We start from the raw sequence: 17,689 nt of genomic DNA on the forward strand, positions 1-17,689 counted from the left end.
AGAAACGTCATCGGCAGCGTCTGCGTCTTTGCCGCTGCTTGCAGACGAGCATACCCCCGGGCGGCGGTGCCGGCGGCGGCGGGGGCAGCGGATCAGCGCGTGTAGAGCCGGACGATGCCCCAGACGGCTGCGCCCACCGCGACGGCAACGCCCACGACGGCAGCCGCTGCGATCGCGGGGCTCTCGCGGCTGAAGCGCCGCGCACTCGTGATGCCCTGATCGGCAGCGACCGCGACCCGCTTGGGCACGTTCGCCTTCTCTTCGATCGCGAACAGCGCCGCCTTCAATTCGGCGCGGGCCTTCTCGACCGGGTCGGTGATGCCGACGGGCACGGCGGTGCGGGGAACGGGAAGCTCAGAACTCATCGGCGACGTCCTTCACGATGGCGGCGTCGGTGCTGAGCGCCTTCGCCGGGTTCTCGGAACGGGAGAGGTGTCGGATGCGGGCGACGCCCAGCAGCGCGAAGATCACCGCGAGCAGCAGCCCGATGCCCGCGACGATGAGCGAGGCGAGCCAGGCCGGCATCCACGACGACAGCCCGATGATGGTGAACGCACCGGCGGCCGGGATGAACCAGAACAAGAAGAACAGCGCGACGATGAACCAGACGCCGCCCATGCCGACGTCCTTGCCGGCGCTCTTGGCCCACTTCTTGGCCGAGTCGATCTCTGCGACGACGAGGTTGCGCACCAGCTCGGGCACTTCGCCGAGCAGCGTGAACAGGCTGTCGTCGTTGCGATCGCGGAAGCCGCGAGGCGTGCTCATGTCACTTCTTCTTCGCGTCGTCGACGGCCTTCTTCACGCCGTCGGCGGTCTTGTCGGCAGCCTCGGCGACGTCGTCGGCCGATTCTTTGCCGGCCTTGATCGCCGCGTCGAGCTTCTGCCCGGGCGTCGCGCCCTTCTTCGCTGCCGCCTTGGTGACCTTGACGGCGCCGTCCCAGACAGCGCTCGGCAGCGCGAGCGCGGCCGACTTGCCGAGGTCCTTGACCTTGTCGACCTGGTGCTGCACGGGGTCGGTGTTCCAGACCTTCAAGAAGCCGGTCTTGATCTGCTCGTAGCGCTCACGGCCGGCCCGCGCGCCGAGCACATAGCCCGCGGCGAGTCCGACGACGATGCCAATCTTCCCCTTCATGGGGTCTCCTCACGCTCGTTGTCGGTGTCGCTGTCCGTCCAGGGTAGCCGCATATTCCGATTCCGGCATCCGGGGTTGACATCGAGGGGTCACACCGCTCCCGAGTCGCTCCACAGCGCGCGGCTGCGTACCGAGTCGGCCGTGCGGATGCCGGCGGCAACAGTGCGCGCGAGCCCGCTGCCGGCGATCCAGGCGCCGACGACCGCGAGGGTCGGGTGGGGTTCGAGGGCCGCCCGGACCGTATCGACGGTCTGCGCGTGGCCGCGGACTGCCGCAGGCGCGGCGCGGTATCGGCGTGCGGAGGCGGCGCTGACGACGCGCAGTTCTTCGACACCGAGCAGCGCCGCCGCCGCGGCCCGAGCCCGCTCGGTCCGGTCGCCGCCGGCGCGCTGAGCGGGCAGGGTGACGCGCAGCACGTGGTGTCCCGCGGGCAGCGCGCCGGCGAGCCACTCCCACACCGCCGTGGCGTGCACGACCGATGCCGAGCCGTCGAACGCGTGCACCTCGTGGCCGCGCGGCGCATCGTCGAGAGCGGGTGCGTCGACGAGCAGCGTCGTGACGTCGAGCTCATCGCCATGGTGCGATGCGGGCAGGGTGACGATGCCGTGCAGCAGCGACCGGGCCGACGGTCCGTCGGCGGCGACGATCACGGCATCCGCCTCGGCCGTCTCGGCCGTCTCGCCACCGACCTCGAGTCGCCACCGGTCGCCGTCGGCGTGCAGCGCCGTGACGGGCGCGCCGAGCCGGACGTCGGCGGCGAGGTCGTCGAGGGCCGCGGCGAGCGCGTCGACGAGTGTCACGAGCCCGCCGCGCAGCGACAGCACGGCCGGGTCGGGTGTCTGCGACCCGAGCTCGCCGACGGCGCCGGCGAGGGATCCGGTGCGGGTGAGGGCTGAGCTCAGGCCCGGCGCCGCGTCCTGCACGTCGATGTCGTCGGGGTGCACGCCGAACACGCCCAGCGACAGGGGCGCGACCATGCGGTCGACGATCTTCGCTCCCATGCGACCGCGCACCAACTCGCCGAGCGCCTGCGCGTGCCCGATCGTGAGCGGCGGACGCAGCCGGTCGAGGTAGGCGCGCCATGCACCCGACCAGCCGATGAAGCGTCGGGCGTCGTCGCCCCACGGGTTCGCGGGGATGCCGAGCACGCTGTCACTCGGCAGCGGCGCGGCATTCGGCGTCGAGGGCAGGCCCGCGATCCACCGCCCACCCGGCAATGGTGCAACGACCTCGCCCGCGAGGCTGAGGTGGTCGACGAGTTCGCGCATCACTTCGGACGATGCCGCCCAACGGTCGGCGCCGGCGTCGACGCGGATGCCGTCGAACTCAGCAGCGTCGATCGTGCCGCCGAGCCGGTCGGACGCCTCGAACAGCGTCACCGAGACGCCGACCTTCGCGCATTCGTACGCGGCGACGAGCCCCGCGATGCCGCCGCCGATCACCGCGATGCGGGTCTCTCGGGCGTGGCGGACGAGGTCGGGCGCGTCGGACATGCCTTCATCCTTTCACCCGGCACCTGTCGATGACCCGTGCACAACGTCGCCGATCCGCGCCACTGCGGCGCGGAATCGGCGTGCGCGGCCCGATCCGGCGCGGATGTGCGACGTTATACACGGGGGCGAAGTGGAACACTGGTGCTATGACGCTGCGCATCACCGACGACCCGGCCGCCGACCAGCTGCTCACCGACGACCCGCTGGCGCTGCTGATCGGTATGCTGCTCGACCAGCAGGTGGCGATGGAGACCGCGTTCGCAGGTCCCTTGAAGATCGCCGACCGCATCGGCACGCTCGATGCGGCCGCGATCGGCGGGTACGACCCGGAGCAGTTCGCGGCCGCGTTCTCGCAGACGCCCGCCGTCCACCGCTTTCCCGGATCGATGGCCGCGCGCACGCAGGCGCTGTGCACCGCGATCGCAGACGACTGGGGCGGCGACGCATCCGCCATCTGGACGCAGGGCGACCCCGACGGCGCCACCGTGCTGAAGCGATTGAAGGCGCTGCCCGGCTTCGGCGAGCAGAAGGCGAAGATTTTCCTCGCGCTGCTCGGCAAACAGTACGGGTACACCGGCGCGGGCTGGCGCGAGGCCGCCGGCTTGTACGGCGACGAAGGCTCGTTCCGTTCGGTGGCCGACATCGTCTCGCCCGAGTCGCTGACGAAGGTGCGGGAGTACAAGAAGGCCGCGAAAGCCGCTGCAAAAGCTGCGAAGGGCTGAACCATGGAACCCACCGGAGGCAGCGTCGCCGCATTCGTCGCCGGAGTGACCCCAGCGAAGCGCAGGCGGGATGCCGAGACGCTCATCGCACTCATGCGAGACGTGAGCGGTCGCGAGCCCGAACTGTGGGGCACGATCATCGGCTTCGGCAGCTGCCACTACCGCTACCCGACGGGCAATGAGGGCGACATGCCGCTCATCGCGTTCGCGCCGAGGAAGGCGGCATCCACCCTCTACGTGCTCGACGGCACCGGCGAGCACCCGGCCGAACTCGCCCGGCTCGGCCCGCACACCGCGAGCGTCGGCTGCGTCTACATCAAAGACGTCGAACTCGTCGACCACGACGTGCTGCGCACGATCGTGCAGAAGGCGTACGACTTCACGCTCGGCGGCGGCAACGACTACGCGAAGATCACCGTCACCGACTGACGGCGCCGTCCAGGACTCCCGTCGCGGACGGCGCCGTTCAATATTCAGTCTGCGCGCTGCGCGGCGCGCCGCGCCCGCCCGGAATCCCGCGGGACGGTCCCCGAACGGATGCCGCGGAGCCTGAATGTTGAACGCGACCGGCGCCCGCTCGAGACGGTCGCGCCGGTCGCGCGACGCTCAGGCGCCGCGCAGGCGCTCGGCGAGGTAGGTCTCGAGCGCGTCGAGGCCGACGCGCTCCTGGGCCATCGCGTCGCGGTCGCGGATGGTGACGGCGTTGTCGTCGAGCGAGTCGAAGTCGACCGTGACGCAGAACGGCGTACCGATCTCGTCCTGACGGCGGTAACGGCGGCCGATCGCGCCGGCGTCGTCGAAGTCGACGTTCCAGCCGCGGCCGCGCAGGCGGTCGGCGGTCTCACGCGCAAGCGGCGACAGGCGCTCGTTGCGCGACAGCGGCAGCACCGCGACCTTCACCGGCGCCAGGCGTGGGTCGAGACTCAGCACGGTGCGGGTGTCGGTGCCGCCCTTGGCGTTGGGCACCTCTTCCTCTCGATAGGCATCCACGAGGAACGCCATCATGGACCGGGTGAGGCCGAACGAGGGCTCGATGACGTACGGCACGTACGTCTCGCCGGATGCCTGGTCGAAGTACGTGAGCTTCTGGCCCGAGGCCTCGATGTGGCTCGACAGGTCGAAGTCTGTGCGGTTGGCGATGCCCATGAGCTCGCCCCACTCCTTGCCAGGGAAGCCGAAGCGGTACTCAACGTCGATCGTGCCCGCTGAGTAGTGCGCACGCTCGTCTTCGGGCACGTCGAACTGGCGCATGTTCTCGGGGTCGATGCCGAGCTCGATGAACCAGTCCCAGCACGCCTGCACCCAGTGCTCGAACCACTCGCCGGCCTCTGCCGGCGGCGTGAAGAACTCGATCTCCATCTGCTCGAACTCGCGCGTGCGGAAGATGAAGTTGCCTGGGGTGATCTCGTTGCGGAACGCCTTGCCGACCTGCCCGATGCCGAACGGCGGCTTCTTGCGGCTCGCGGTGAGCACGTTCGAGAAGTTCACGAAGATGCCCTGCGCGGTCTCGGGGCGCAGGAAGTGCAGGCCCGACTCGTCGTCGACGACGCCGAGGTAGGTCTTCACGAGGCCCGAGAACGCCTTCGGCTCGGTGTACTGGCCCTTCGTGCCGCAGTTCGGGCACGGCACGTCGCCGAGACCGTTCTCGGCCTTTCGGCCCTTGCGCGCCTCGAAGTCCTCGATGAGCGTGTCTTCGCGGAACCGCTTGTGACACTGCAGGCACTCCACGAGCGGGTCGCTGAACGTCGCGACGTGGCCCGACGCCTCCCACACGCGCTTGGGCAGGATCACCGACGAGTCCAGCCCCACCATGTCGCCGCGTCCGCGGACGAACGTCTGCCACCACTGGCGGCGGATGTTCTCCTTCAGCTCAGTGCCGAGGGGGCCGTAGTCCCACGCCGACCGCGATCCGCCGTAGATCTCACCGGCCTGGAACACGAACCCGCGGTGACGGGCGAGGGCGATGACTTTGTCGAGGCGAGACTGCTCGGCCACAGGTGGCTCCAAATGGTCGTTTTCGTGCGGTGCGCGATGGCGCGGATGCCGGAGACCCCGGCATCCGTCCAGTCTAGTCGTGCCGCTGTCGGGCGCCGGATTGAGCGACCGCCTGCAGGGTGCGCTTCGAACTCGGACGCGCATCGGCCGGTGTCACCGCACGATACGGTCGAAGGGTCATCCACAACTCAGGGGAAAGCAGGTTCGGAGTGGATATCCTCACTGCCGGCGGATTGTTCGTGCTCATCGGCGTCGGCGTCGTGGCGCTGGTCATCGTTCTCGTCATCGCGCTCATCGTCGTGCGCGCCTGGTACAAGGTCGCCAAGGCCGACCAGGCACTCGTGATCGTCGGTAAGAGCCAGAAGAACGCGAGCGGCGAATCGTCTCGCATCTCGGTCATCACCGGCGGCGGCGCACTCGTCAACCCGCTCACGCAGCGCGCCGAGATGATCTCGCTGCGCGCACGTCAGATCAAGATGGAGCCGACCGCGCAGTCCTCGACCGGTGTCACGGTCAACGTCAGCGGTGTCGCCCTCGTGAAGATCGGCTCCGAGCCCGAGCTCGTGCGCCGCGCCGCGGAGCGATTCCTCTCGCAGGACGGCGCGATCGAGCAGTTCACCACCGAACAGCTCGAAGGCGCCCTGCGTGGTGTCGTCGCGACCCTGACGGTCGAGCAGCTCATGAACGACCGGCAGAAGCTGTCGGACCAGATCGCCGAAGGCATCAAGAGCGACCTGCTCTCGCAGGGCCTCATCCTCGACTCGTTCCAGATCCAGGGTGTGACCGACAAGAACGGCTACATCGACGCGCTGGGCGCCAGCGAGGTCGAGCGTGTGCGCCGTGAGGCCGACGTCGCCCGCATCAACGCGGCCCGCGAGGTCAAGGCCCGCCAGATCGCGACCGACGAGGCGACCCTCATCGAGCAGACCGCGTACGACAAGAACACCGCAGCCGCCTCCGCCGAGGTCGGCCGCGCCCGCGCCGAGGCCGAGCAGGCCGAAGCCCTGGCCCGCGCAGAGCGCGAGCAGGCGGTGCTGCTGCAGCAGGCCGAGAACAAGCAGGCCCGACTCGACGCCGACATCAAGAAGGTCGCCGACGCCGACCTGTACCAGCGCCAGCGCGCCGCCGACGCCGAGGCCTACGCCCAGGTGAAGGCGGCCGAGGCGCGCGCACAGATCGCGGCACAGGAAGCAGAGGCCACGCGCCTTCGCGCCCAGGCCGACGCCGACGCCGTGCGCGTCGAAGGTGAAGCCCGTGCGACGGCGATCGAGGCCGAAGCCGACGCGCTCTCGCGCAACCAGCAGGCCCTCCTCGCCCAGCGCGCCCTCGAAGCGCTCGTGCCGATGATGACCGAGTTCGCCCGCGGCTTCGACAAGGTCGGGTCGATCACGGTGCTCGGCGGCGAGGGTGCGTCATCCCACATCGCGTCGGAGTCGGCATCCGGCATGCGCGCCACCTTCGACGCCGTCGAGGCCGCCACCGGCATCGACCTGCGCCAGATCATCCAGGGCCAGGCGACCGGCCGCGGCATGGCGCAGGGCCTGCAGGACGAGCCCGCACCCACCCGCGCGTCGCGTCGCGCCGCGACTGCCTCGGCATCCGCGGAGGAGCCCGTCGCCGACGCGTCGGTGGCGCGTGCCGTCGAGATCGGCCAGGAGTTCGCCGCCGGCGACGGCGCGCAGGCCTGATCGACCCTCGTTCCGCGGCTCCGGCGTTGACCAGCGCCGGAGCCGCGTAGCCTTGAGACGTGTTCTCGCGCCTGTTCGATCGTGCTGCGCCACTGTGGCGGGCAGCCGAGACGCTGGGCGACATCATCGTCGTCAACGTCCTGCTCGTGCTTTCGGCCATTCCGATCGTGACCTTCGGCGCGGGACTCACCGCCGCGTACGACACGGCTCGACGCCTTCAAGACGACGACTCCGGCGCCGCCCGCCTGTTCTGGACGTCGTTCCGCACGAACTTCAAGCAGGCGACAGCCCTCTGGCTCATCGTCGGGCTGGTCGGCGCAGCGATCCTTTCAACCTGGCTGTTCGTTCGCGCAGAAGAACTCGTCGTGCTGAAGGTTCTGCTCACGATTGTCTACGCCCTCGTCTTTCCGTACGTGTGGGTGCTGCAGGCTCGCTTCGAGAACTCCGTCGCAGGCACACTGCGCAATGCAGCCATCATCGCCATCGGGCGCCTCCCCTACACCGCAGGCGTCGCCCTCATTCAGGTCGTGGTCGCCGCGGTGATCGTCGCCACCTGGATCTATCTGCCGCAGGCGGTCGCGTTTCTGCTGCTCCTCGGCTACGCGCTCGTAGTGTTCGCGGCGTCACCGCTCTTGGAGCGTGCGATCTCACCGCTGCTGCCGACCGAAGCGGACAGCGTCGCCTGAACGTCGTCATCGATCGTTCGAACTGACTCGCGCTCGATCAACCGCCCACGAATCCACACCTGCTCGACGTGTCGGCGCGGCGATCTGATCGTCTCGACCAGGAGTCGCGCCGTGGTCTGGGCGATCGCCTCAATCGGCTGCTCGAGCGTTGTCAGCCGCGGCCGCGAATACTCTGCGACATCCAGCCCATCGAAACCGACGAGCGACACATCGCCCGGCACCGACAACCCCGCCTCGTCGAGCGCCCGTGCGGCACCGATCGCCACCGCGTCACACGCCGCCACGAACGCGGTCACGCCCCGTGCCGAATCAGGGTCACGACGAAGCCAACGTCGCAACGACTCATAGCCATTGCGCATCGTGTACACCTGCGACTCGATCACCGACTCGACGATGAGCGAATCATCGCTCTCGATCTCGGCATCACGAAGGGCAGCCCCATAGCCCGAAAGACGCAACGCCCATGCGTGTTCGTGATCACGTTCACGACCCGCGCCGATGAAGCCGATCCTTCGATGACCGCGCGCGATGAGATGCGCCGTCAGGTCGCGCGCCCCCGACGCGTCATCGACAGACACCCACGATCGCTGCACCTCGACACCGGAATAGTCAGACGTCGTGCAGAAGACCATCGGAACATCGATCTCGGCCAGCCTTCGGCTGAGCTGCGCTGAGGCCTCGCGGTCAGCGCTGCCGTAGCGACCCAGGAACACGACACCCGCAAACCGTCCACCGCGCACGACCCGCTCGACGGCCGACGCATGATCGTGCTGCTGTTCGGAGATGTGCGCGATCGTGGTGTCGAAACCGCGCTTGCCCAGCTCGACTTCGAGACGCTCGAAGATCTCCATGAGCATCTGACCGAACTCACCCTGGATGAACACCGCGATCGTGTCGCTGGAACCGATCTTCAACCGTCGAGCCATGCTGTTCGGCACATACCCATGCGCCTGCGCCGCAGCAACGATCCGCGCACGCGTCGCAGGGTTCACATCGGAGCGGTCGTTCATCGCGCGAGAGACCGTCGACACGGCCACCCCGCAGATGCGAGCGAGTTCCTTGATGGTGATCTCGGACACCGAACGAGCCTCCTTGCCCGCGGATGGGGATACTGCCGCCGAACGCGAAGCTATCCCTTGACCGCGCCGGCAACGACGCCCTTGATGATGTGCTTCTGGCTCACCAGGTAGAAAGCGATGACCGGAACCATGGCGAGCACGAGCACGCCCATCATAGCTCCCATGTCGACCGACCCGTAGCCGCCCTTGAGGTACTGGACCGCGATGGGAATGGTCTTGAAATCCTTCAGATCAAGGGTGAGATACGGCAGCAGGTAGTCGTTCCACAGCCACATGACCTCGAGGATCGCGACCGTGATCACCGCCGGCTTCATGATCGGCAGCACAACGAGGAAGAAGGTGCGGACCGGGCCGCATCCATCGATTGTCGCCGCTTCTTCGATCTCGTACGGAATGCCCTTCACGAAGCCCGTGAAGATGAACACGGCCAGCCCCGCCCCGAACCCGAGGTAGATGATCCACAGTCCGAAGGGGTTGCTGAGACCGAGGTAATCGGCGAGCCACGACAGGGTGAACATCACCATCTGGAACGGCACGACGAGGTTGAACAGGAACGTCGTGTAGAGCGTCTTCGCGTAGCGGTTGTCGGCTCGAACGATCCACCACGCCGTCATCGACGTTCCGGCGAGGATGAGCGCGGCAGCTCCCACCGTGATCACGAGCGACCACATGAACGACGCGATGAAGTCGGTCAGCTCGATACCGCGGACGTAGTTCTCCCACCCCACGAACGACTCCGCCGTCGGGAACGCGAACGGCTCCGACGCGATGTAGACCTTGTTCTTGAAGGAGTTGATGACAACGAGAACGATCGGATACAGGTAGGCGAGCGCGATGACCGTGAAGACGGTCGTCCACAGCCAGGGGCGACGCGGGTTGTCGTTCACGAGATCGACTCCTTCGAGCGCGCGTAGCGGTTCTGCACGAGCGCGATGATCGCGACGATGATCAAGAAGATCACGGCCTTCGCCTGCCCGACACCCTCGAAGCCGGCGCGACCGTAGAACGTGTTGAAGATGTTCAGCGCAAGCAACTCGGACTCACGAGCCGGCGCACCGTTCGTGAGCGCAAGGTTCTGATCGAACATCTTGAAGCCATTGGTGATGGTCAAGAACGTGCACACCGTGATCGACGGCATGACCAGCGGGATGATCACGCTGCGCAGACTGCGGGCGCGCGAAGCGCCGTCCATCTCGGCAGCCTCGATCAACTCGGACGGGATCGACTGCAGCCCGGCGATGTAGATGACCATCATGTAGCCGATCTGCTGCCAGCACATGAGGATGACCATGCCCCAGAACCCGTATGAGGCGTCATAGGTGATCGAGCGCGCCCACATCCCCAACACACCGTTCAGGAGCAGCAGCCAGATGTAGCCGAGGACGATGCCGCCGATCAGGTTCGGCATGAAGAACACGGAGCGGAACAGGTTTCGCCCGCGGAACGTCTTGACCAGCAGGTACGCGATCGCGAACGCGGCGACGTTGATGATGATCGTCGTGACGATCGCGAACGCTGCGGTGTACCAGAGCGAATGCAGGAACGTCGCATCGGAGAACAGCGCGACGTAGTTGTCGAGGCCGACCCACTCGCTTCGCGTGACCGTACGGAACTCCGTGAACGACAGGTACACGCCGAGCGCGAAGGGAACGATGAATCCGATGATGAAGGCCGCCACCGTCGGACCGGTGAACAGCCAGCCCCAGCGGCGGAGTGACTTCTTCATGTGGATGCTCCTCGACAGCGGTGTGCCGTGGGGACGTCACGTCCCCACGGCACACCGATTGGATCAGTGCGTCAGCGCGTACTCGCTGGCCCAGCCGTCGACGAAGGCGGTCTCGACGCCGCTCCAGTCACCGGTCTCCTGTGCGTACTGCAGCAGCGCCTGGCCGACGCCGTTCTTCCACTCCTCCGAAGGCATGACGGTGAAGTTCCACGTGACCGCGGTCTTGCCTGCCGCGGTGTACTCCGCGTCAGCCTGGATGAACGGGTTCGAAGGCAGGTAGTCGGCGAACGTGTCGAAGGGCGTCACGAATCCCATGGTGTTGGCGAGGCTGTCACGGCCCTCGTCCGACGAGATGACCCACTCGAGGAACTCCTGCGTCGCCTGCTGGTCCGCGTCCGAAGCCTCGTTGTTGATGACCCAGTAGTTCTCCGAACCGGTGGTCAGACCCTGGTTCTCTTCACCTTCGGCGCCGATGTAGATCGGCAGCATGCCGAGATCTTCGTCGGCGACGGCCTGGCCCTTGATGTCGTTGTACGCCCACGTGCCGTTCTGGTAGAACGCGGCCTTTCCGAGCGCGAACTCGGCATTGGCGTCTTCACCGGTCTTGCTTGAGAGCAGCGTGCGCTCGGTGGTGGAGTTGTCGATGTACAGGTCGAAGATGCGCTGGTAGCCGTCGAGGTACTCGTCGGTGATCGTCTCGGGCTGCCCGGTCACGCCATTAGCCTGGAACTGGTAGTACAGGGGCAGGTTCGCGAGGTGCGTCTTGAAGCGCCAGTCCGAAGACGGGTCGAACCCAGCAGAGGTGAACGCGCCGTCGATGCCGAGCTCGTCCTTGTTCTCCTGGATGCCTTCGACGACGGCCTTGAGCGTGTCGAAGTTCGTGATCTCTTCGATCGACGACACTGCCGCGCCCGGCAGGGCGATGTAGTCGTTGACGATCTTCTTGTTGTAGATCAGGCCGTAGGTCTCTTGCACGTACGGGATCGCCAGCACGGCGTCGTCGTCACCCGTGAGCGCGACCGACTGGTCGTTGAGGTGCTCGTAGATGGCGGTCTCAGTCAGGTCGGCCGCATAGTCTTTCCAGTTGGCGAGCCCCACGGGGCCGTTCACCTGGAACAGGGTGGGGGCGTTGCTCTTGGCCATCTCCGACTTCAGCGTCGTCTCGTAGGTGCCGGCAGCTGCCGTCTGCACCTCGACCTCGACACCGGTCTCATCGGTGTACTGCTCGGCGAGCGCCACCCAGTCCTCCGCCTGCTCCGGCTTGAAGTTGAGGTAGTAGACCTTGCCGTCAGCGTCGCCCGTGCCACCCTCGGTGGTGCCGCATGCGGTCAGTGCGCCGGCGAGCGCGGTCACGGTGATGCCGGCGGCGACGACGGTCGCCATCCTGCGCTTGTTCATGGTCCTGGGGCCTTCCTTCATTGGATCGAGGACACGTGCAGGCACGACATCGCTGTTCGGCCTTGCATTCGGGTTCCGGAAACGATTCCGTTCGCTTCCGAGCGCGATCATACGCTCGACATGGAGCGAGATGCAACACGCACCGACGGCGTGTCTGCCCGATGAGGCTGAAACCCTTGATTTCAGGGCGAAATCACACCGTGACGGCCTCGACCGTGAACCCCTCCAACGCGTCGGAATCGATTTCGACGCCAAGGCCCGGTGCGGTCGGCACCCGGACGTGGCCGTCCTCGAGCACGACGGGCTCGGTGACGATGTCTCGCGTGTAGAAGCGGTCCGATGCCGAGACGTCACCGGGCAGTGTGAAGCCGGGCAGGGCGGCGAGCGCGGCGTTCGCGGCCCGGCCGATGCCGGTCTCGAGCATGCCGCCGCACCACACCGGCACCCCTGCATCACGACAGAGGTCATGGATCGCGACGGCCTCGAGGTATCCGCCGACCCGGCCGGCCTTGATGTTGATGATCGACGCCGACCCGAGTGCGAGGGCGTCGGCCGCGGCCTTGCGCGAGACGATCGACTCGTCGAGGCATACCGGCGTCTGCAGGCGCTTCGCGAGCGTCGCGTGGTCGACGATGTCATCCTCCTGCAACGGCTGCTCGATCAGCAGCAGGTCGAACCGGTCGAGTTCGGCGAGCGTGTCGGCGTCGGCGAGTGTGTACGCCGAGTTCGCATCCACCTGCAGCGGAATCTCGCCGAACGCGGCCCGCACCGCCGCGGTGTCGTCGACGTCACGACCGGGCTTGATCTTGATCTTGATCCGCACGTACCCGGCATCCAGGTAGCCGGCGACGGCGTCGACGAGTGCCGCAGGATCGCGCTGGATGCCGACCGACACCCCGCTCGGAATGCGGTCGGTCGTCGCGCCGAGGTGGGTCGCCAGTGAGATGCCGTCGGCGCGGAGCGCGGCGTCGAGAACCGCCAGCTCGAGACCTGCCTTGACCATGCGGTGGCCGACGAACGGTTCGAGCACGCCCGCGACCTCATGCGGGGCGACCGTGCCGCGGTCGAGCAGCGCCGGCGCGAGGAAGCGCTGCGCGACGTCCCACGCGCCCTGCGTGTATTCGCTGGAGTAAAGGGGGGCCTGCTGTGTCACGATCTCGCCCCACCCGTCGCCGTCGGCCGTGCGCGCCCGCACGACGATGACCTCTCGCACCGTCTCGGTGCCGAACGAGGTCGTGAATGGTGAGACGAGCGGCAGGTGCAGCACGAGCAGCTCGAAGCCCTCGAGGCGGACGGCGGAAGCGGGACTCGTGATCGGCATGCCGCCAGGCTAGCGACGGCGGGTCAGGATGGCGGCATGGAGACCCCGTCGCGCACGCTCACCGCGGATGCCGCACTGCCCTCACGCGCGCCGATCATGCCCGGCGGACGAACAGGTAGCCTGCGTTGTCGCGGTAGCCGCCGACGACGAGGCCCTCGGCGTACAGCTGCTGGAACCGTTCGCGCACGCGTCGCCGCCACACCTCCGCCTCGGCCTGGTCGGTGCGCCGCAGCGCTTCGATGTCGCGCGGCAGCGGCACGGTGTCGACGATGTCGCTTTCGGCGGGGGTGTGCGGGCGTGCGGCGGCAACCGCCCACGACACGAGCAGCCGGTCGGTCTCGTCGCCGCGGTTGACGCCGTCGGTCATGGGCCCATAGTGGTCGACGAGGTACTCGGTGGCACGCGCGCCGAGCACGATCAGGTTGAAGTGCGCGTTGCGGGCCACGAGCGGATCGAAGGTCCAGGTGATGTGTCCGACCGACCTCGCGAGGGCCCACTCGCGCTGGTGCTGCTTCAGCACGCGCCCGAGGCCCTTCGCCTGGTAGCCGGGCAGGATGCCGGTGATGTGCGAGTGCATCGACCGCTCTGTGGGGCCGGCGAAGAACGCCGCGGAGGCGCCGATCATGCGGTCGCCGTCGAACAGTCCGACGACATAGTTGCCGGAGTGTTCGAGCGCGCGCAGCAGGTTCGCGGGCATCGAACCGCGATCCGACCACACCGCGTCGAGCACCGCCGCCCCCGCAGCGCACAGGTCTGCCGTGTCGAGTGGGCGGATCTCGATCTCACCCGAACCCGGCGCTGGGATGGCGGCCTGCGACACCGCGCCGGGCAGCGCGATCGCGCCCGTCTCGGGTGCGCCGGCACCGACCGTCAGCACGTGCTCGGCGAATAGTCCGGGCCATGCCGTCACGCCGTACGGGGTGCGGGCGACGACGACGTTGCTGTCGTCGATCAGTTCGCCCAGGCGCCGGGCCGTCCGCAGCGGGTGGGTGGGGTCCTGCGCCCACGCGAGGATGAGCGTCGGCACGCGGATGCCGCGCACCGCATCGGCCGCGGGAAAGTCCGTCGCCGCGGCTCCGCGCAGCACCGTGGGCAGCAGCGCTTCGGCCACGGAGGGCCGGGTCGCGGGTGCATCGGCGAGGGCCGGCGGTACCGGTGCGGTGCTGCCGATCTCTTCGAACGCGGCGATGCCCTTCGCCTCGATGAGCGATGCGCCCTCGAGGTAGTGCCCGGCCTGCGCGGCACGGGTCTTCCACGCGGTCGGCGGCGTGACGAGGGTGAGCGTCGCGAAGCGCCCGGCATCCTTCACCGCGGCGTGCAGCAGCGTGGCAGCGCCCATCGATGCGCCGACCCCGTGCACCTTCTCGCCCGGCGCGACGTGGTCGAGCAAGGCCAGCAGGTCGTCAGCGAGGTGGTCCCAGCCGTAGTCGGCGGCACCCGGGCTGCCCGTCGAAGCGCCGTGACCCCGCGCGTCATAGCGCAGGATGCGGTGCGACCGCAGCGACCGGCCGAGGTCGAGGCCCAGCAGCGCGTCGCGTTCACGACTGGAGGTGAGGCCGTGCAGCTGCACGACGAGCGGGCCGGATTCGCCGGCGAGATCGTAGGCGAGTTGCGCGGTGCCGAGGTCGAGTGTGTGCACGACGCCTCCCTGTCGCAGAGTGGAAATCCCGTGGCCCTACACTACGGCGCAATGCGACTGACACATGTGCTGCAGCTGGCGCTGCCCGAAGGCGCTTCGACGGGGCGCCTGTCGACGTGCACGATTCCCCTGACGCCCGACCCGCGGCGGCCGCTGCCGATCTCGTTCGACCAGCGCCGGCACCTCGAAGCCGGCGACCGCGCCGGGTCGTGGATGGCCCTGTCGTTCCGCCTGCCGGGCCCGGTTGAGCGCGAGGCGATCGGGCGGGCATGGGCGGCCGTCGTCGCGCGCCACGGGACGCTCCGCACGGTCGTCTCGGCGGATGCCGACGGCCTGACCCTGCACGAGGCGACGCCCGGCGATCCCGAGTGGCAGGAGCACGCGATCACCGACGACCCGCGGGCGGTGCTGCGTGGCGTGCTGGATGCCGCATGTCGGCCGTTCGGTGCACCCAGCCACCGGGTCGCGCTGCTCGAGACCGGCGACGAACCGCCCGTGGTGGTGATCGCGTCGGACCACTCCCACCTCGACATGTGGTCACTGCTCATCCTCGCCCGCGATCTCGTTGATGCCCTGAAAAACAGCGGCCCGCTCGCGGAGGCGCCCGCCTTCGCCGAGCACACACGCCTCCTCGAGGCCGCGCCGCCCGCCCCCGCCGACGTCACGGCGCAGTGGGAGCGGATCATGGCCGACGGCGGCGGACTCATGCCCGTCTTTCCGCTGCCGCTCGGCGACCTCTCCTCGCCGCGCGACGAGATCGTCGTGGTGCGCGACGTGCTCGACGCCGACGGCTATGCCCGACTCGGTGCGCGCGCCGACGCCGCGGGTGTGCGTGTGGCCGCCCTCGCGGTCTCGCTGCTGACCGAAGTGACCCGTCGCGTCGCCGATGCCCCGCTGCGCGCCGTCTTCCCCGTGCACAGTCGGTTCGAGCCGCGGTGGCACGAGGGCGTCGGATGGTTCATCACGAACGCGGTGATCGACTGCGACGCCGACGACCCGGCATCCGGTGCCGCGGCCGTCAAGCGTGCGCTCGCGCTCGGCTCGCATCCGCTCGCCCCGATCCTCGCGCCGTGGGGAGGGATGCCGGCGACCCCCGGCATGTTCGCCGTGTCGTGGTTGGACGCCCGCCGCATCCCGATCGAGGTGCCGGGCGCGACCGAGGTGCAGTGGGTGTCGGCGGCGACGCAGACCGACGGGGTCATGATCTGGTTCCTCGCCGGCGACGACGGGCTGCACCTTCGCATCCGCTTCCCCGACACCTCCGAGGCCCGCGTGCACGTCGGCCGCTGGCTCGACGCCGTCACCGCCGCCCTGCAGGAGGCCGCCCGGCTCGGCCCTCGGGGGGTTGTCACGCCGGTAGCCTGAGGCAGTGGGACACCCGGACGACGAGCGCAGCAGACTCACCCGGGTACCGCCCCAGGGCGCCATCGTCGCCGTGCTCGCGATCGCCGGGCTCGCGTCGTCGTTCATGTTCACGCTCGTCGTGCCGATCCAGGCGAAACTGCCCGAACTGCTGCACGCGAGCCGCGAAGACACCGCGTGGGTCGTCACCGCGACACTGCTGGCCGCAGCGGTCATCACCCCGATCTCGGGCCGCCTGGGCGACATGTACGGCAAACGGCGCATCGTGCTCGTGCTGCTCGCAGTGCTCGTCGTCGGCTCGGTGATCGCCGCGCTGTCGACCGACATCGTCGGGGTCATCATCGGCCGCGCACTGCAAGGCGCCGTCACCGGCGTCGTGCCCCTCGGCATCTCGATCCTGCGGGACGTGCTGCACAGCGACCGCGTCGACAGCGCGATCGCGCTCATCAGCGCGACGATGGGCGTCGGCGGTGCACTCGGGATGCCGCTGTCAGCGCTCGTCACGCAGTACGCCGACTGGCACGCACTGTTCTGGATGGCGGCCGGCATGGGCGCTGTCGTGTTCGCCCTCGTGCTGTGGATCGTGCCGGTGAGTGTGCTGCGCACCGCGGGCCGCTTCGACTACGTGGGCGCCGCGGGCCTCGCGGCGGGACTCACCGGCATCCTGCTCGCCGTCTCACGCGGCAACGAATGGGGCTGGACCTCCCCCGCCGTCCTCGCGTGCGGGCTCGGCGGACTCGCGGTGCTGCTCGTGTGGGGCTGGTACGAATTGCGCATCGCGCAGCCACTCCTCGACCTGCGCGTCGCGGCCAGGCGCCCCGTGCTGCTCACGAACATCGCGTCGATGGCGATGGGCTTCTCGCTCTTCAGCTCGAACGTGTCGTACCCGCAGCTGCTCGAACTGCCCGCCCCGGCAGGCATGGGACTCACCCTGCTCGCCGCGAGCCTCGTGATCGCACCGGCCGGCCTCGTGATGATGGTGCTCTCGCCGTACTCGGGGCGCCTGGCACGCACGGTCGGCCCGCGTCGACTGCTCGTGATGGGAGCGATCGCCCTCATCGTCGCCTACGGCTTCTCGCTGCTGTGGTCGGACGAGGTGTGGCATGTGCTCGTCGCCAACCTGCTCGTCGGCGTCGGCATCGGTTTCGGGTACGCCGCCATGCCCATGCTCATCATGCGCTCGGTGCCGCCCAGCGAGACCGGCGCCTCGAACGGGCTGAACGCCCTGTTCCGCTCGCTCGGCACCTCGACCGCCGCCGCCGTCATCGGCGCCGTGCTCGCCACCTTCACCACCGTGCAGAACGGCGTGAACGTGCCGACGCACGTCGCCTACGACCTGTCGTTCGTGCTCGGCGGCGCCGCTGCGGTCATCGCGCTCGTGCTCGCCGCCTTCATCCCCCAGCGCCCCACGATCGAGCGGCATCCTTCGCTGCCGGAGTGAGGCGAAG

At 68.5% G+C, this 17,689-nt stretch carries 17 protein-coding genes; 6 read left to right on the forward strand and 11 right to left on the reverse strand.

Going from position 1 to position 17,689, the window contains the following annotated elements; all coding sequences use genetic code 11:
- Positions 1-92: 92 nt before the first annotated feature.
- The 4 genes from AC3ENX_RS06535 to AC3ENX_RS06550 all read right to left on the reverse strand — a co-directional run bounded on the left by AC3ENX_RS06535 (position 93) and on the right by AC3ENX_RS06550 (position 2,625).
- On the reverse strand, positions 93-365 hold the full coding sequence (locus AC3ENX_RS06535; RefSeq protein ID WP_434811056.1) for a hypothetical protein: 273 nt from the start codon (positions 363-365) through the stop codon (positions 93-95).
- Entirely contained in the window at positions 355-765 is a 411-nt protein-coding gene (locus AC3ENX_RS06540; RefSeq protein WP_434811057.1) for a phage holin family protein, read from the reverse strand. The genes AC3ENX_RS06535 and AC3ENX_RS06540 overlap by 11 nt, the downstream gene beginning before the upstream one ends.
- 1 nt (position 766) lies before the next feature.
- Complete coding sequence (locus AC3ENX_RS06545) at positions 767-1,132, reverse strand: hypothetical protein (protein WP_434811058.1); 366 nt, start codon at positions 1,130-1,132, stop codon at positions 767-769.
- 89 nt (positions 1,133-1,221) lie between these two features.
- A complete protein-coding gene (locus tag AC3ENX_RS06550) occupies positions 1,222-2,625 on the reverse strand; it encodes a protoporphyrinogen/coproporphyrinogen oxidase (protein WP_434811059.1) in 1,404 nt (467 codons plus the stop codon).
- A 146-nt stretch (positions 2,626-2,771) separates the two neighbouring features.
- Here AC3ENX_RS06550 and AC3ENX_RS06555 point away from each other — a divergent pair, with 146 nt between their 5' ends.
- A complete protein-coding gene (locus AC3ENX_RS06555; protein WP_434811060.1) occupies positions 2,772-3,347 on the forward strand; it encodes an HhH-GPD-type base excision DNA repair protein in 576 nt (191 codons plus the stop codon).
- Between the two features lie 3 nt (positions 3,348-3,350).
- Complete coding sequence (locus AC3ENX_RS06560; RefSeq protein ID WP_434811061.1) at positions 3,351-3,776, forward strand: DUF1801 domain-containing protein; 426 nt, start codon at positions 3,351-3,353, stop codon at positions 3,774-3,776.
- 177 nt (positions 3,777-3,953) lie between these two features.
- On the opposite strand, the gene AC3ENX_RS06565 is transcribed toward AC3ENX_RS06560, so the two are convergent.
- Positions 3,954-5,342: a glycine--tRNA ligase gene (locus AC3ENX_RS06565; protein ID WP_434811062.1), complete on the reverse strand. Its 1,389-nt coding sequence runs from the start codon at positions 5,340-5,342 to the stop codon at positions 3,954-3,956.
- A gap of 209 nt (positions 5,343-5,551) precedes the next feature.
- Here AC3ENX_RS06565 and AC3ENX_RS06570 point away from each other — a divergent pair, with 209 nt between their 5' ends.
- Both AC3ENX_RS06570 and AC3ENX_RS06575 read left to right on the forward strand, forming a co-directional pair.
- Entirely contained in the window at positions 5,552-7,030 is a 1,479-nt protein-coding gene (locus tag AC3ENX_RS06570; RefSeq protein WP_434811063.1) for an SPFH domain-containing protein, read from the forward strand.
- A gap of 59 nt (positions 7,031-7,089) precedes the next feature.
- Positions 7,090-7,716: a YesL family protein gene (locus AC3ENX_RS06575; RefSeq protein ID WP_434811064.1), complete on the forward strand. Its 627-nt coding sequence runs from the start codon at positions 7,090-7,092 to the stop codon at positions 7,714-7,716.
- On the opposite strand, the gene AC3ENX_RS06580 is transcribed toward AC3ENX_RS06575, so the two are convergent.
- The 6 genes from AC3ENX_RS06580 to AC3ENX_RS06605 all read right to left on the reverse strand — a co-directional run bounded on the left by AC3ENX_RS06580 (position 7,629) and on the right by AC3ENX_RS06605 (position 14,879).
- A complete protein-coding gene (locus AC3ENX_RS06580) occupies positions 7,629-8,795 on the reverse strand; it encodes a LacI family DNA-binding transcriptional regulator (RefSeq protein ID WP_434811065.1) in 1,167 nt (388 codons plus the stop codon). The genes AC3ENX_RS06575 and AC3ENX_RS06580 overlap by 88 nt on opposite strands.
- Before the next feature lie 50 nt (positions 8,796-8,845).
- Complete coding sequence (locus tag AC3ENX_RS06585) at positions 8,846-9,682, reverse strand: carbohydrate ABC transporter permease (protein ID WP_434811066.1); 837 nt, start codon at positions 9,680-9,682, stop codon at positions 8,846-8,848.
- The gene (locus AC3ENX_RS06590) at positions 9,679-10,521 is read right to left on the reverse strand and encodes a carbohydrate ABC transporter permease (protein ID WP_434811067.1); all 843 of its coding nucleotides are present in this window, start codon (positions 10,519-10,521) and stop codon (positions 9,679-9,681) included. Before AC3ENX_RS06590 ends, AC3ENX_RS06585 begins: the two co-directional genes overlap by 4 nt.
- A 63-nt stretch (positions 10,522-10,584) precedes the next feature.
- Entirely contained in the window at positions 10,585-11,919 is a 1,335-nt protein-coding gene (locus AC3ENX_RS06595) for an ABC transporter substrate-binding protein (protein ID WP_434811068.1), read from the reverse strand.
- Between the two features lie 193 nt (positions 11,920-12,112).
- On the reverse strand, positions 12,113-13,240 hold the full coding sequence (gene menC / locus AC3ENX_RS06600) for an o-succinylbenzoate synthase (protein ID WP_434811069.1): 1,128 nt from the start codon (positions 13,238-13,240) through the stop codon (positions 12,113-12,115).
- Between the two features lie 94 nt (positions 13,241-13,334).
- A complete protein-coding gene (locus AC3ENX_RS06605; RefSeq protein WP_434811070.1) occupies positions 13,335-14,879 on the reverse strand; it encodes an alpha/beta fold hydrolase in 1,545 nt (514 codons plus the stop codon).
- A 51-nt stretch (positions 14,880-14,930) separates the two neighbouring features.
- Here AC3ENX_RS06605 and AC3ENX_RS06610 point away from each other — a divergent pair, with 51 nt between their 5' ends.
- A complete protein-coding gene (locus AC3ENX_RS06610) occupies positions 14,931-16,244 on the forward strand; it encodes a peptide synthetase (protein WP_434811071.1) in 1,314 nt (437 codons plus the stop codon).
- A 4-nt stretch (positions 16,245-16,248) separates the two neighbouring features.
- Positions 16,249-17,682 (forward strand): MFS transporter, encoded by a 1,434-nt coding sequence (locus AC3ENX_RS06615; RefSeq protein ID WP_434811072.1) that lies wholly within the window; start codon positions 16,249-16,251, stop codon positions 17,680-17,682.
- Positions 17,683-17,689 lie beyond the last annotated feature (7 nt).

It is taken from the genome of Microbacterium sp. bgisy189 (assembly GCF_057707225.1).

Coding starts and splice junctions, on each gene's coding strand:
- AC3ENX_RS06535 (WP_434811056.1), bottom strand. CDS start 365: ATGAGTTCTGAGCTTCCCGTTCCCCGCACCGCCGTGCCCGTCGGCATC.
- AC3ENX_RS06540 (WP_434811057.1), bottom strand. CDS start 765: ATGAGCACGCCTCGCGGCTTCCGCGATCGCAACGACGACAGCCTGTTC.
- AC3ENX_RS06545 (WP_434811058.1), bottom strand. CDS start 1,132: ATGAAGGGGAAGATTGGCATCGTCGTCGGACTCGCCGCGGGCTATGTG.
- AC3ENX_RS06550 (WP_434811059.1), bottom strand. CDS start 2,625: ATGTCCGACGCGCCCGACCTCGTCCGCCACGCCCGAGAGACCCGCATC.
- AC3ENX_RS06555 (WP_434811060.1), top strand. CDS start 2,772: ATGACGCTGCGCATCACCGACGACCCGGCCGCCGACCAGCTGCTCACC.
- AC3ENX_RS06560 (WP_434811061.1), top strand. CDS start 3,351: ATGGAACCCACCGGAGGCAGCGTCGCCGCATTCGTCGCCGGAGTGACC.
- AC3ENX_RS06590 (WP_434811067.1), bottom strand. CDS start 10,521: ATGAAGAAGTCACTCCGCCGCTGGGGCTGGCTGTTCACCGGTCCGACG.
- AC3ENX_RS06595 (WP_434811068.1), bottom strand. CDS start 11,919: ATGAACAAGCGCAGGATGGCGACCGTCGTCGCCGCCGGCATCACCGTG.
- menC (WP_434811069.1), bottom strand. CDS start 13,240: ATGCCGATCACGAGTCCCGCTTCCGCCGTCCGCCTCGAGGGCTTCGAG.
- AC3ENX_RS06610 (WP_434811071.1), top strand. CDS start 14,931: ATGCGACTGACACATGTGCTGCAGCTGGCGCTGCCCGAAGGCGCTTCG.